Origin of the sequence: uncultured Megasphaera sp., assembly GCF_958350005.1 — a bacterium.
Taxonomy (GTDB): domain Bacteria; phylum Bacillota; class Negativicutes; order Veillonellales; family Megasphaeraceae; genus Megasphaera.
This window is the reverse complement of record NZ_CATWFF010000001.1, coordinates 1-14508: the sequence shown is the minus strand read 5'-3', so window position 1 is coordinate 14508 and position 14508 is coordinate 1. Positions and strand designations below refer to the sequence as shown.

General features: G+C 53.5%; 12 protein-coding genes. All 12 read right to left on the bottom strand.

What is annotated here, in order from left to right:
- Positions 1-2: 2 nt before the first annotated feature.
- Positions 3-1382 carry a UDP-N-acetylmuramate--L-alanine ligase gene (gene murC / locus Q3886_RS00060; RefSeq protein WP_301859042.1) on the bottom strand — a complete coding sequence of 460 codons (1380 nt, stop codon included), beginning with the start codon at positions 1380-1382 and terminating at the stop codon, positions 3-5.
- A 23-nt stretch (positions 1383-1405) separates the two neighbouring features.
- Positions 1406-2533 (bottom strand): undecaprenyldiphospho-muramoylpentapeptide beta-N-acetylglucosaminyltransferase, encoded by a 1128-nt coding sequence (gene murG / locus Q3886_RS00055; protein WP_301859041.1) that lies wholly within the window; start codon positions 2531-2533, stop codon positions 1406-1408.
- A gap of 32 nt (positions 2534-2565) precedes the next feature.
- The gene (gene murD / locus Q3886_RS00050) at positions 2566-3930 is read right to left on the bottom strand and encodes a UDP-N-acetylmuramoyl-L-alanine--D-glutamate ligase (protein WP_301859039.1); all 1365 of its coding nucleotides are present in this window, start codon (positions 3928-3930) and stop codon (positions 2566-2568) included.
- Positions 3931-3977: 47 nt separating this feature from the next.
- Positions 3978-4943: a phospho-N-acetylmuramoyl-pentapeptide-transferase gene (gene mraY, locus Q3886_RS00045; RefSeq protein ID WP_301859037.1), complete on the bottom strand. Its 966-nt coding sequence runs from the start codon at positions 4941-4943 to the stop codon at positions 3978-3980.
- Positions 4937-6322: a UDP-N-acetylmuramoyl-tripeptide--D-alanyl-D-alanine ligase gene (murF, locus tag Q3886_RS00040; RefSeq protein WP_301859035.1), complete on the bottom strand. Its 1386-nt coding sequence runs from the start codon at positions 6320-6322 to the stop codon at positions 4937-4939. The genes mraY and murF overlap by 7 nt, the downstream gene beginning before the upstream one ends.
- A complete protein-coding gene (locus tag Q3886_RS00035; protein ID WP_301859071.1) occupies positions 6322-7821 on the bottom strand; it encodes a UDP-N-acetylmuramoyl-L-alanyl-D-glutamate--2,6-diaminopimelate ligase in 1500 nt (499 codons plus the stop codon). Before Q3886_RS00035 ends, murF begins: the two co-directional genes overlap by 1 nt.
- An 80-nt stretch (positions 7822-7901) precedes the next feature.
- Positions 7902-8279: a cell division protein FtsL gene (locus tag Q3886_RS00030; RefSeq protein WP_301859034.1), complete on the bottom strand. Its 378-nt coding sequence runs from the start codon at positions 8277-8279 to the stop codon at positions 7902-7904.
- Between the two features lie 33 nt (positions 8280-8312).
- A complete protein-coding gene (rsmH, locus tag Q3886_RS00025; protein ID WP_301859033.1) occupies positions 8313-9245 on the bottom strand; it encodes a 16S rRNA (cytosine(1402)-N(4))-methyltransferase RsmH in 933 nt (310 codons plus the stop codon).
- An 8-nt stretch (positions 9246-9253) separates the two neighbouring features.
- Positions 9254-9694, bottom strand: coding sequence for a division/cell wall cluster transcriptional repressor MraZ (gene mraZ / locus Q3886_RS00020; protein WP_301859032.1), 441 nt, complete (start codon positions 9692-9694; stop codon positions 9254-9256).
- Between the two features lie 150 nt (positions 9695-9844).
- Positions 9845-10795 carry a tRNA glutamyl-Q(34) synthetase GluQRS gene (gene gluQRS / locus Q3886_RS00015; RefSeq protein ID WP_301859031.1) on the bottom strand — a complete coding sequence of 317 codons (951 nt, stop codon included), beginning with the start codon at positions 10793-10795 and terminating at the stop codon, positions 9845-9847.
- 11 nt (positions 10796-10806) lie between these two features.
- Positions 10807-13728, bottom strand: a complete 2922-nt coding sequence (locus tag Q3886_RS00010) for an insulinase family protein (protein ID WP_301859030.1) — start codon at positions 13726-13728, stop codon at positions 10807-10809.
- A gap of 22 nt (positions 13729-13750) precedes the next feature.
- Positions 13751-14395 carry an HAD hydrolase-like protein gene (locus tag Q3886_RS00005; protein WP_301859029.1) on the bottom strand — a complete coding sequence of 215 codons (645 nt, stop codon included), beginning with the start codon at positions 14393-14395 and terminating at the stop codon, positions 13751-13753.
- Positions 14396-14508: the final 113 nt, after the last annotated feature.

The window sequence follows — 14508 nt, the reverse complement described above, 5'->3', positions numbered from 1 at the left end:
TCCTATTTTCTGACTGCTTCTAAATAACGTTCGCCTACTTTGTAAATATCGCCGGCTCCCATGGTGATAATCAGGTCGAAAGGCCGGGATGTTTCCTCCAGGTACGCAACAACGTCATCAGCATGGGGAATATACCGCACATCCTGCCCTGTCGTTTCCCGCACCTTATCGGCAATCAGCTTGCCTGATATGCCGGGAATGGGATCTTCACCGGCACTGTACACGTCGGTGACGATGAGCTCATCTGCCTTGGCAAAGGCCGCTCCATATTGGTTGAGCAGGAGTTTCGTCCGCGTATACCGGTGCGGCTGGAACACGCATACGACGCGGTGCGTCCCCATGTCCCGGGCTGCCGTCAGGGTGGCATTGATTTCTGTCGGATGATGAGCATAATCGTCAACGACCCACACGTCTTTGACGATTCCCTTCGTCTGGAACCGCCGTTTTGCTCCGTGAAAATGAGACAGCGCTTCTGCTATTCCGGCAAAGGGAATGCCGCAGTGAAGGGCGACGGCAATCGTTGCCAGGGCATTGAGCACATTATGCCGACCTGGAACATGGAGCACCACTTCTCCCAGGTGTGTACCCTGGAACGAGACGTCAAAGTGCAGCCGTCCTGCCACATAGTGAAGATTGGAAGCCTGATAATCTGCAGGCTGATCAATGCCGTACGATACATATCGGCGCTGTACGTGCGGTGCCAGCGCACGGATGCGTTCATTTTCCACGCACAGCACAGCCAGTCCCGTTTCCGGGTCCAGCTTCTGAATAAATTCTTTAAACGCTTCTACCACATTGGCCAGTGAGCCGTAATGATCCATATGGTCGGCGTCAATATTCGTCACTACAGCAATGTACGGTTTCTGCTTGAGAAAGGTTCCGTCACTTTCATCGGCTTCGGCAATGACATATTTGCCCTTGCCAAGGATGGAATTACTGTGCAGGTAATCGACTTCGCCGCCAATGACAATAGTCGGGTCCATATGATTTTCTTCAAATACCTGGCCCAGCATGGACGACGTCGTCGTCTTGCCGTGAGCACCGGCAACGGAGATTCCCTTACCCCAGGTCATGATATGGACAAGGGCGTCAGAACGATGGATGACCGGAATCTGCCGGCGCCGCGCTTCAACGACTTCGGCATTGTCGCTGCGGATAGCCGAAGAAACGACGACGACCTGCGCATCTTCCAGGTTTTCCCCTTTCTGTCCAATACAGATGCGGGCCCCTTTTTCTGCCAGCCGTCTGGTAATATCCGATTCTCTGATATCAGAACCGGATACGTCATATCCTTTTTCTATGAATACATTGGCAATAGCCCGCATACCTGCGCCGGCAATGCCAACAAAATGTATTTTTCGTATATCGTCAAGATTAACCATGGTCTTTCTTACACATCCTTTATTTAGTGAGAGCTGTGCCGACAGCGGGCAATGGATAACGCCAGGGTGGCAATATCATGGGCTGCCTGCGGTTTCCCCAATGCCTTGCTGGCCTTGGCCATGGCTGCCAGGGCCTGCGGATCCTCTTTAAGGTGCAGAATTTCTTCCAGCAAATCCCGTCCGGTCAGCATTTTGTCCAGAATCATTTTGGCGGCGCCGCACATGACCAGAGCCTGGGCATTATAGCGCTGATGATCTTCTGCGGCATAGGGATAGGGAATCAGAATAGATGGTACGCCCCGGACCGTCAGCTCTGCCAGTCCTACGGCACCGGCGCGGTATACGGCCAGATCAGCAGCGGCCAGGGCTGCCGGCATGTGATGGAGATAGGGAATGATCCGGCTCCCTTCTCCGTAGCGGCCCTTGCCGTCAATGCCGTCGAGCTGCTTGACGACCCGATCGTATTCATGATCGCCTGTTACATGCAGGATTTGTATATCCTTGGCATTGGCAAAATATTTATGTACTTCTATCATGGCAGAATTGATGCTTCTGGCCCCCCGGCTGCCGCCGGCTACGAGGAGCGTAAATTTATGAGGATCCAGCCCCAGCATCTGCCGCCCTTCTTCTTTTGTAACTGTCAGAATATCCTTGCGGACGGGATTTCCCGTATATACCAGTATATTCTTCCGCTTGAACCGGCCTGCCGCTTCCCTGTATCCCAAGGCCACACGAGTGACAAACTTGCTCAAAATCATATTGGTCACGCCAGGAATGACGTTCTGTTCCTGAATCAGTGCCGGCACGCCGCTCAGGCTGGCTGCCAGCAGCACGGGACCGCAGACAAAGCCGCCTGTCCCGATGACGACGTCCGGCTTAAACTTACGGATAATACCTTCTGCCCGAATCAGGCTGGCCGCCGTTTTCCCCAGCGTAACCAGGTTGCGGAAGGAGATTTTTCGTTCCAGTCCCCGTACATCCAAGGTAACAAACGGCAGTCCTTCTTTAGGGATCAGCGTATTTTCCAATCCAATTTTAGAACCTACATATAAAAACTCCGTCGGTTCGATGTCGGCAATTGCCCGGGCAATCGTAATTGCCGGATAAATATGCCCGCCTGTTCCGCCTCCGGAAATAATGACTCGGCGCATGTCTTCGTCCCCCATTACCAGATTACTAACTGCTATATTGCGTTGACAATGCCTTTAAAGACCCGTCCGCGCTGTTCATAATTATCATACATATCATAACTGGAGCAAGCCGGCGACAACAGCACGGCCTGCGGTGCCTTGGCAATCTTGCGGGCCATCATAATGGCCTGTTCCATACTGTACCCGGCACGGCGAATATCTGTAATGCCCGCCTTTTTAGCTGCTTCTTCAAACCGGTCAGCTGCATTGCCGATAAGGATAAGGGTATCGACTTTTTTCGCTGCCAGCGCCATAAACTCATCAAGAGGCGTCATCTTATCGTATCCGCCGGCAATGAGAATCAAATGACCGGAAAAGGCTTCCAACGCCTTAATGGAAGCGTCCGTATTGGTTCCCTTGGAATCATTGTAATACGTAACGCCATGAATGACGCGAACTTTTTCCAGTCTGTGTTCTACGCCTTTAAAGCTCATCAGTACCTTGCGGATCACATCCAGCGATACGCCGGCAGCATGAGCCAGAAGAGACGCAGCCAGGCAGTTCTGTATATTATGGCGGCCAAACAGATGCAGGTCCCTATCCCGGCAAATAACCGTATCGGCACCGTGGAGGCGAAGGATGAGAGAGGTGCCGTCATAGAAGGCCCCTTCCGGCACTTCCCTTTCCGTTGAAAACCACAGAATATGACCTTTCATCCGGTCTGCCATGGCCCGAACCCGAGCGTCATCATAATTGAGCGCCGCAAAATCGTGACTGTCCTGATTGCGGAAAATCCGTTCTTTCGCAGCAGCATAGGCTTCCATCGTATGATGACGGTCCAGATGGTCTGGCGTAATGTTCAGAATAACCGCAGCCTTCGGCTTCAGGGTCTGCGTCAATTCCAGCTGAAAACTCGACAGCTCGGCTACTACGACGGCCGTGGCCGGCAAATCTTCTGCCAGTTCCGATAATCCGGCGCCAATATTGCCGCCTACTACGGTCTGACGGCCTGAAGCCTTCATCATTTCACCGAGAAGAGTCGTTGTCGTCGTCTTGCCGTTCGTACCGGTAACGCCCAGTATTTCCGCATTCGTAAGACGGCAGGCCACTTCGACTTCGCTCCAGACAGGAAGTCCGCGGCGCAGGGCTTCTGCTACCAGCGGCATTTCCGGAGAAATAACCGGTGATGGAACGACAATATCCACGCCCTCGAGAAGACCCATATCCTGACTGCCGAAAACCAGCTGCACACCGGCAGCGGCAAGTTCCGGCCATGGTTTTTCTGACGTATCAATATTTTTTTTATCATTCAGTACGACGCTGCCGCCGTGCCGGGCCAGGGCCAGCGACGCAGCTTGGCCGCTGATACCGGCGCCGAGAACCAGTATATGTTTGCCTGTAAAATCCATAATGCTCATTTGCCAACACCTGCTTTGCCATGAAAATGAATGTATTCATATCCGCTTTATTTTGTCGTCAAGACGACGATAATCGCCAAAATAGCCATAAGAGCGGAAAAACTCCAAAAAACAGTAACGACCTTGACTTCACTCCAGCCAGATAATTCAAAATGATGGTGAATAGGACTCATCTTAAAAATCCGGACACCTCGCGTTTTAAACGACACGACCTGAATAATGACCGACAGCGCTTCGACTACGTACAGCCCTCCGGCCAGAATCAGCAGCAGTTCGGTCTTCGTCAAAATAGCCATTGCCGCCAGGGCCCCGCCTAAGGCCAAAGAGCCCGTATCGCCCATAAACATCTTGGCCGGATGCTGGTTGTAAAACAGAAAGCCCAGGCATGCACCGGTCAGAGCGGCGCTGAAGACGGCAAAGTTGACATAGCCGAGAGCCACGGCAATGACGACATAGGCAACGGACGTAATGGCACAGGAGCCTGCAGCCAGGCCATCAAGGCCATCAGTAAGATTTACAGCATTGCTCGTGCCGACGATCATGATAAATACGACGAAGTAATAGAAAAATCCCAGGTCAATATTCAGTGACGTAAAGGGAATCCACAAAGTCGTAGGGAACTGAAGAAATTCTTTTAAGATAAAGCAAAATATGGCGGCCATAATAAACTGGCCCAGTAATTTTTGCTTTGCTGTCAATCCCAGGTTCCGGTGTTTTACCGCCTTGATGGCATCATCCAGAAACCCAATGACGCCGTGTCCCAAGGTCAGGAATAAGGCCAGCCCCTTGCGCAGGTCCGTCGGATTGAAGACCAGGCAGGAAACGACAAGGGCTGCTAAAATAAGGATGCCCCCCATTGTCGGCGTACCGGCCTTGTATTTATGACTTTGCGGTCCTTCTTCCCGTTCAGACTGACGGGCATGAAATTTCTTCAGCTGCTGAATAACCGGTTTTCCCAGCACCAGGGCGACGACTAAACTGACAGCAAATCCAAAAATCAGGGTGTTTAACATTCACATGACTTCCTTTCCATATAAGGCAGTATCTTTTCCATGGCAAAGCTGCGGGATCCCTTGAGCAGAACCGTATCCCCCGGCTTCAACAAAGACTGCAGGAGCGCAGCCCCTTCGGCATGCGTCTCCGTCGTATACACGGCCGTCATTCCTTCACTGCGGGCAGCAGAAGCAATGTTTTCTGCCAGCGTCCCCAGCGTAATCAGAATGTCAATATGCTCTTTTACAACCAGGCGGCCTATATCTTCATGAGCCTTCTTAGCCCACTGTCCCAGCTCGCCCATACCGGCGAGGAACGCAATTTTGCGGCCCTTCGTCAGATGAGCCAGCGTCTGGACAGCAGCGGCCATGGAGGCCGGATTCGCATTATACGTATCGTTAATAAACGTACAGCCGCCGATATGAATCAGTTCCTCCCGCATGGGCATGCCGGCGTAGGAAGCCAGTCCTTTCTGTATCTGTTCTGTCGTCACGCCGGTCAGTCTGGCAACGGCTACGGCTGCCAGGGCATTATATACGTGATGCCGCCCAATAACCGGCACCGTTACGTCAAAGGATTCCCCTCCTGACTGGCACGTAAAGGACACACCCCGTTCATCTGCCGAAATCCGGCAGGCCTGTACATCAGCCTGCGCCTGTTCGCCATAGGTAACGACGGTGCCGCGGCATTTGTCTGCCATGGCGGAGACATAGGGGTCGTCACCATTTAATACAGCCGTGCCATTGGCCGGAATGGCTTCTACCAGTTCCCCTTTGGCCCGGGCAATATTGTCCTGCGAGCCCAGCAGCTCAATATGGCAGATACCCACATTGGTTACGACGCCGATTGTCGGCTCGGCAATGGCCGCCAGGGCTGCAATCTGTCCCAGACCGCGCATGCCCATTTCTACGACGCAGGCTTCATGCCGGTCTGTCAGCTGGAGCAGCGTCCGGGGCAAGCCGATTTCATTATTGAAGTTCTTTTCTGTCTGCAGGACCTGCAGTTTTTGCGAAAGAACGGTAGCAATCATATTCCGCGTCGATGTCTTGCCGACAGAGCCCGTTACAGCAATGACGGGAATGGAGAAACGGCGCCGGTGGAACCGGGCCAGATCCTGATAGGCCTGCAGCGTGTCCGTTACGACAATCACTGTCAGGGGCAGGCTGCGGTATGCATCGCGCCATTCCGATACGACAGCGCCGGAAGCGCCGGCTTCAGCTGCTGCCGCCACAAAGGCATGGCCATCAAAGGTTTCCCCTTTCAGGGCGACGAACAGGGACTGCGGCGCAATAGTCCGCGTATCGGTAGACACGTCGGAAAAATGCTGTTCAGACCTTTTCCCGCAGGCTACAGTGCCGCCTGTTGCCTGCAGTACGTCTTGCAGTGAAAAGGAAGCCATCAGTGATTCCCCTTTCGAGCCAGCACGGCGTTGCGCGCTTCTTCGCGGTCGTCAAAATGAATGGTGCCGCTGTTTAAAATCTGATACGTTTCATGACCTTTGCCGGCAATGAGAATAATATCTCCTGTCTTTGCCAGTTCTACAGCCCGGCGAATAGCCGAGCGGCGGTCTACAATGACTTCATGGTGCTGACCTGGCTTGAGGCCCTGTTCTACGCCGGCTTCGACTTCCCGGACAATGGCTTCGGGATCTTCCGAGCGGGGGTTATCAGAGGTAACAATGGGAATATCTGCTTCCTGGGCCGCAATTTTCCCCATAATGGGCCGTTTCGTCCGATCCCGGTCACCGCCGCAGCCGAATACGGCAATGATGCGGTTTGGCTTCATGGCCCGTGCTGTGGTCAAAGCCTTTTCCAGGCTGTCCGGCGTATGGGAATAATCGACGACAATGGCAAAATCCTGGCCCGCTTCAACCAGTTCAAACCGCCCGGCAACAGCATGGAAGGTCTGAATGGCGCTGTCAATGGTCTTGGTATCGACACCTTCGGCGTGAGCGGCACCAATGGCGGCCAGCGTGTTGTACACATTGAACAGGCCGGTAATGTTCATATTGAGGTGAACACTGCCAAAAGGCCCGGTGACGTCAAAGGACGATTTTTTCAGTTCTACTTTCAGATTGGAGCCCTGCAGGTCTGCTTTCTTTTCTACGCCGTACGTCAGTACCTTGCAGTGGCAGGCCCGGAGAATATGATCGGCCCAGTCGTCATCAATATTGACAATGGCCGTCTTGTTATCTTTGACGTGATCCGGCGCCGACAGGCTCTGAAACAGCTTGGCCTTGGCAGCGACGTAATTTTCCATGGTCTTGTGGAAATCGAGGTGATCCTGCGTCAGATTGGTAAATACAGCCGTATCGAATTCAATGCCTGCTACCCGGTTCAGTGCCAGGGCATGGCTGGATACTTCCATGACGACGTGAGTCATGCCTTTTTCCAGCATAAGCGCCAGAAAGCGCTGCAGTTCTACTACATCAGGAGTCGTATTGTGAATCGGCAGTTCTTCGTCATCAATGAGGGCATGAATCGTGCCGAGAACGCCCACATGATGGCCTGCAGCCCGCAGGATATGAGCAATAATGTGGGTCGTCGTCGTCTTGCCGTTCGTGCCGGTAACGCCGATCATGCGCATCTTTTTTCCGGGATAATCATAAAAATAAGGCACCATGTCTTCCAGGGCGTGATGTATTTCCGGCGTCATAATCTGAACCGTTCCCTTCGGCAGATCCAGATGTTTTGTCGTCAGTACGGCAACTGCCCCTTTTTCAACGGCCTGAGCGGCAAAGGCAGCGCCATCGACATGGACGCCGGAAATGCAGACGAACAAATCACCGGGCTGTACATTACGGGAATCAGACGTAATCCCCGTAACAGGCGTATTGGCGGCGCCGTCCAGATTGTATATTCCCTTCATTTGCTTGCAAAGTTCTCCTACTGTTTTCATCATATATCCTCCTCAATCTATTCGCTGTGGCAGAACAAACAACAATAGCAGCCTTACCAAAGGCTGCTGACGTCGTCATATTAGGGGCTGACTGCCTCCGTCTGAGACGGCGGGCCGTACAGAATATGCGCCGGCGCCGTCATACCCAGCTTCGTAGTCGCCATCGTATAAATCCGTTCTGCCGTGTCTAATCTCGCAATATCAATACGCAGGGCATCATTGTCCCGCTGCAGCTGTCGGACCTGCTGCTTTTCCTGCATCAGGGCATAGGTATAGTTCGATTTGACTGCTGCAATGGAAATACTTGCCAGGATGATGGAAAACACAAGCCCCAGCAGCAGCCCTATACGCTTCATAAAGGTCACAATATGTTTTTTTTCTGCCTTTGACCGTTTCTGCATGTACCATTCCCGCGGTTTTCCTGCAGCCGACATGTATTCTGCTTTTCTGGCCAACATGTCCATCCCTCCCATTTCCGAATACCCTGACGCCTATAGATGAATGCCTACGCGCAGCTTGGCACTCCTCGCCCGGGGATTCTGCTCCAGTTCCGCTTCCGACGGGACGATTACGTGACTCTTCTTCTGCAGTATCGCCTTGTGGCCGCACACGCAGACCGGCAGGTCAGGCGGACAGATGCAGTCCGTCGCCATCAATTTAAAGGCCTGCTTGACAATACGGTCTTCCAGGGAATGAAAGGTAATCACGCAGATATGACCGCCTGGCTTCAGGCGATGGGCCGCCGCTTCTACAGACTCCCGGAGAATCCCCAGTTCATCATTTACTTCGATGCGAATGGCCTGAAAGGTCCGCTTTGCCGGATGGGGGCCGTCTTTCCGGGCACCGGCAGGAATGGCATGTTTAATGATCTGCACCAGTTCTTCCGTCCGTTCTACCGGCTTTTCCCGGCGCGCCGCAGCAATAAAGGACGCAATGCGCTTGGCCCACCGTTCTTCGCCGTATTCCCTGATAATGCGGTATAAATCGGCTTCGCTGTACGTGTTCACTACGTCATAGGCACTTTTGTTCTGACTTCGGTCCATCCGCATGTCCAGCGGACCGTCCTGCATATACGAAAAGCCCCGTTCCGGCGTATCCAGCTGATAACTGGACACACCCAGATCAAACATGACGCCGTCGACGGCATCAATATTCATTTCATCAAGCACATCAGACAGACTGCTGAAGTTGCGCTGTACCAGCCGGTGCCGGCAGACAATTCCTTCCAGCCGGGCCGATGCTGCAGCAATGGCATCGGCATCCTGATCGAGCCCAATAAGCAGCGCTCCAGGCTGCAGCCGGTCTGCCAGGGCCCGGGAATGGCCGCCTCCGCCCAGCGTACAGTCCACATATATGCCGTTCGGATCGGTCATGAGATTGTCGATTGTTTCGCTTCGCAGCACGCTCACATGATGAAACTCCATGGTACCTCCTAAAAATCAAGCTCCAGCGATTCGTCCAATGTTTCAGCAATATCTTCTATATCCGGAACGACAGCCGCTGTATAGGCTTCATATACATCTTTCGCCCAGATTTCTATTTTATCTCCTGTTCCCAGAACGATGACGTCCTTCGTCAGTTTTGCATAGGCCCGCAGGGATGGGGGAATCAGAATGCGCCCCTGCTTGTCAAACTCGATCTCTGCAGCGCCGCCGAACAGAAAACGCTTGAAGGCACGCACACTTTCTTTGGACGCCGTCAGTTTTTTCATGCGCTCAGCGAGCCGGACCCAGCTTTCCATCGTATACACGGACAGACACCCTTCGAGACCACGGGTAACCACACACTGGGCGCCTAATTCCTCGCGGAATCTGACAGGCATGATGAGGCGGCCTTTTGCATCAATCGTATGCCCATGTTCGCCCATAAACATATGCCGCCGCCCCCTTCTCGCCTCTTTCACTATTCACCACATTTTACCACATTTTCACACCACCTGACAATAAATATCACGGTGAATAGAAAAAAGTATAAAAAAATCACCATGCCGAAGCATGGTGATGCAATAGTCAAAAAGGAGAAGTCACGTAAATGCTGTAATCGCCTGGTACACATCGTCATCCATGCGAATATCCTTCTGCCCCAAACGCTGAAGATCGCAGTAATGCAGCAGCTCGTCCAGACTATACACAGCAGGATCCGGAAGCAGTCCGCCTTTCCAGGCCAAATAGGACAACACCTGCGCTGCCGTCACGCCATGACTGCGAAGTTCCCGGACCGTAATGCCGTGCTGCCGCTTGGACAGGCGCTGTCCCTGTCCGTCAATCAGCATAGGTACATGAGTATACACTGGCGGCGTATACCCGAGCAGCTCCATGAGCCAGATCTGCTGCGCCGTCGACGACAGCAGATCACGGCCGCGCAGGACATGTGTAATAGCCATGGCCCCGTCATCAGCCGACACAGCCAGCTGGTACGCATATAAGCCGTCAGCCCGGCGAAGGACAAAGTCGCCGCACGATGTTGGCAGAAACGCTTCCTGCCGGCCATAGATGCCGTCAGAGAAGGCAATGTGCCGCGGCGGCACGTGGATGCGAAAGGACGGCGCTTTTTTCATTTGCCGCCGCTCTTCGTCGGTCAGACCGTAACAGTGGCCGTCATAGACCGTGTGCTCCCCAGCATGCGGGGCGCCAATGGCCTGCAGGCGCGCGCGGCTGCAATAGCATGGATACAGCAGGCCCCGTTCCTGGATAGACTGCAGGCACGCCGCATAGAAATCATACCGCTGCTGCTGCACATAAGGCCCACAGGCACCGCCTGCATCTGGCCCTTCATCCCAGGTCAGCCCAAGCCAGCGCAAGTCCTCCAGCAGGGCCTGCTCAAAGACTGGCTTGGACCGCTGCTCATCAATATCTTCGATCCGCAGCACCAGCGTGCCGCCGGCCTGACGCACCTGGAGCCAGCAGAGAAACGCCGTCCATACATTGCCCAAATGGATATATCCTGTCGGACTGGGCGCAAACCGTCCTCTCATCGCTTCCTCTCCTAATCAGGCAGCGATACGAGATGGTCAAACAGGGCCGATTCCTGCCGGATTTTCGCTTCACCGCCCATGACGCAGAGGTTGTTGTCAGCCATGACGTCGCGGATCATCGGTGCCAGGGCGCGGATATCCTTGGCTTCTGCCGTCAGAAGCTGATTGCGGCGATGCTGAATCAGTTCCTGCGTCAGGCCCGTAAAGTACCGGTTCATGGCCTTATCCCCACGCAGCGACGGCGTCAGGGGTACATCAATCCGGCTCAGCGTACCAATGACGTATTTGGTCATTTCCCGAGCTGATACGTCGAAGTGTTCCAGATAGTCTGCCAGCTGGTCATAGGCCGTAACAGTACTGCCCAGATTCGGGTCCCGATAGGAGCAGAAGACCATGTCGCCGTTGCCGTAAAAACGGGTAAAGGCACCGTATGCCCCGCCCTGAACGCGGACTTTGGTCCATAAATAGCCATACTGCAAAATCGTGTCCAGTACCATGAGCGCTCCCGTATAGGCATAGCCGTGACTGCGGAAATTGCCGCCTTTGGCCACGTACTGCACCTTGCCACTGGTCATGATGCCTTCGTTTTTGCGGGACAGTGCAAACTGGCACAGCCCCGACGGGGCAGACCCGGCAGGAAGTGCATTGGTCCAGCGGGAAAGGGCGGCAGCAGCCTGTTCTTTTTCTGCCGTACTGCCCGTAATCTGTACAGTCATGGCAGCGCGGCTGAAAATCTTCTTCATCACATCGGCCAGACGCTTGCCTACAGCCTGGCTGTTTTCCCGGATATGGGCTGCAACCTGGCTGATCCATTCGTAGTACGAGAACTCACCGGCATCGCAGAACGCTTCTACAGGCGATACATAGGACAAAACGCGGTGCATGACAATGGTGTGGCCCCGGCGGAAGGCATCCATATCCCAGCCGGCCTTCGTTTCTTCCACCAGTTCAATGAGTCGGCTTTCATTCGTAAACACCGTTTCCGTCGAAATTTCCCGCAGCAAGTCAATCAGTTTGCCAATATGCTGGCTCAGGACCTTTGCCTTATATTTGAACACCGGTACATAAGCCCGGTTATCTTCCCGGTCCGCAAAGGCCGATACAGAATAATCAATGCCGCCGGTATACAAATCGATGAGCGAAGCCAGTTCGCCGTACGTATGGGATTTCGTATCCAAATCGCCGATCAGATCACTCAGCAAGTACACATAGGGCAGGTCTTCCGCCGTCACGCCGCGCAGGTCAAAGTACGCATTGACGTAGGTAATGCCATTGGTGAAATCCGGGACATAGCAAAAACGCACGCCGCCGGCTTCGCCGACAGTCATGTCAATATGTTCCGCTTCATGGTCCAGATCCTCCCGCGACAACGTCGGAATGGACAGGAGCGCTTCCGGCGAATCCGGTGCCGCCTGCCGGGCTTTCAGGGCCTTGGCTGACGCAATAATGCCGTCAATTTCTTCTGCCGACAAGGTCGCTTTATAAGCTGCCAGCTTTTTCGCCACTTCCTCTTCATGCCGTTCTGTCAGTCCCGGTTCGGGAATCAGGGAAATAAGGGCATAATAGGAATTGTCGAGAATATATTTTTTCAGAATATCTTCGTAATAGGTCGTCTGAATCCCGTCGCGCAGCGTCTTGAGGGCATCTTCATAGCGCAGTGTATCCAGAGGATCGCCGTCATAGAGCCACGTATCCATGCAGCGAATACCGTAAATAAGACCTTTCGGGCGGCCGGCAAAGTCCGCTTCGCGCAGCGTAAATTCCACGCGGTTCAGAGCCCCTTCCAGCAGTTTCTTGTCCAGTCCCTGCTGTACCATGTCGCTCAGAACCTGGCGGACAACGGATAAGATCCGTTCCTGCTTGTCCGGGTCGGAACCGTTGACAGAAATTCCCCAAATAGGCTGCAGCAGACCGTCCTGGAAATCGCCGGAAATATCCTTGCCTACACCGGCATCGACCAGGGCCTTTTTCAGCGGTGCCGCCGGCGACTGGAGCAGTACGTAGGTCAGAATCTTAAAAGCCAGTCCCAGTGTGGGATTCAACGCATCATCAATGACGTAGGTAAGGCTGTGCAGCGTCTTGTGAGCTGTTTTTTCTTCCGACCCGATGCCGTACGGATAGGACTGCACCACCGGTGTTACCGGAGCCTGCCGGCGAATGGCCGAATCTACAGGCTGGACTGTAAACTTGCTCAGATATTCCCCGTCAATGAACGCCAGGGTTGCGTCTATATCCATGTCGCCGTACAGGAATATGTAGCTGTTCGACGGGTGATAATATTTTTCGTGGAAGGCCACAAAGGCTTTCTGCGTAAGCTGGGGAATATCGTCGGGATCGCCGCCCGATTCGACGCCGTATGTCGTATCAGGGAAGAGATTGGTCATGACATGCCGTTCCAGCTGCGAATCAGGAGAAGAAAAGACGCCTTTCATTTCATTAAATACGACGCCGCTGTACGTCAGCGGTGCATCAGGCGATTCCAGCTCATAATGCCAGCCTTCCTGCATGAGGACCTGCGGGTCTTTCAGCATATTCGGAAAGAACACGGCATCCAGATAGACATCCATGAGGTTTCTGAAATCCTTGTCGTTGCGGCTGGCCACAGGATACATGGTCTTATCGGGAAAGGTCATGGCATTGAGGAACGTATTCAAAGAACCCTTGACCAGTTCAACAAACGGTTCCTTCAGGGGAAACTTCCGGGAGCCGCACAGCACGGAATGTTCACAAATATGAGGAACACCGGTGCTGTCCGTCGGCGTCGTGCGGAACGAAATCGAAAACACCTTATTATCATCTGTATTCTGCAAATACAGCAGCCGCGCCCCTGACTGGACGTGGTGCATTTCATAAGCCTGACTGTCCACTTCGCTGACGTACACCGACCGGTCTACGCGAAAGCCGTGGATGAGGCTGCCTTCCTGCAATACCATAATACTACCTCTTTTCTGTAACTTATTGTATAATCAGCTGTTCCAGTTCGCTGACAGTAGATGCAAAAAAATCAGGCGGCACATCGCGCCGTTCCTGTTCGCTGCCATAGCCATAGCCGACGAGAATGACGGGAATCCCCGTTTCCCTGGCGCCGATGACGTCAAACTTCCGGTCCCCTGCCATGACGGCATGACCTGCAGCCTGAGGGCCTATATAGTCCAGAATCCGCCGCATCACATCGGCCTTCGTATCGAGAGAACCTACGGCCGGACCGGCGATTTTTTCCACATACGGCGCAATGCCAAACTTTTCGCAAATGGCCTGGGCATGAACCTGGGGCTTGGACGTAGCCACAAAAGAATGGATACCCCGTTCCTGCAGCCGCTTCAGCATGGGCACAATGCCGTCAAAGGCACGGTTTTCAAACTTGCCTATTGTACTGTACCGTTCCTGAAAATAAGCATAGAGCTGACGGGCTTTTGCTTCAGAAAACCCGTACACATCCAAAAACGTGCGCATCAGCGGCGGTCCCACAATGATATGGCGGTCCAGCCGCCCGTCAGTCGATTCGCCCATCTTCTCCAGCCCATACGCCACGGACCTGACGATTCCTTCCTGCGAATCCGTCAATGTCCCATCTAAATCAAACAACACATACGTGTACATTCTGTCCTCCTGCCCTGTAAAGTGAAACACGTATATACTATACCATAATCGTGGCAAATGAGCCAGCTATAGAGACAACTAAATCTATCCTTACTGCTTTTATGTATTGCAAC